Below are 373 nucleotides of genomic sequence, written 5' to 3'. Positions count from 1 at the left end.
CACTAGTCGAGTCGGCCTGCGCGGAAGATGTAACGGGGCTAAAACTATGTGCCGAAGCTGCGGATGCACATTTATGTGCGTGGTAGGGGAGCGTTCTGTAAGCCGATGAAGGTGGATTGAGAAGTCTGCTGTAGGTATCAGAAGTGCGAATGCTGACGTGAGTAACGACAAAACGGGTGAAAAACCCGTTCGCCGAAAGACCAAGGGTTCCAGTCCAACGTTAATCGGGGCTGGGTGAGTCGACCCCTAAGGCGAGGCCGAAAGGCGTAGTCGATGGGAAATTGGTTAATATTCCAATACTTCTGTGTAATGCGATGAGAGGACGGAGAAGGTTAGGTCAGCCTGGCGTTGGTTGTCCAGGTGGAAGACAGTA

1 rRNA gene is annotated in these 373 nt (G+C 52.3%); it reads left to right on the top strand.

The window, feature by feature from the left end:
* Positions 1 to 373, top strand: a 23S ribosomal RNA gene (locus J502_RS16290); the annotation flags it as partial.

The organism is Acinetobacter sp. 1294596 (assembly GCF_000582925.1).
Taxonomy (GTDB): Bacteria; Pseudomonadota; Gammaproteobacteria; order Pseudomonadales; family Moraxellaceae; genus Acinetobacter; species Acinetobacter radioresistens.
Note: the sequence above shows the minus strand (reverse complement) of the source record. Positions and strands in the feature narration are given on the sequence as shown.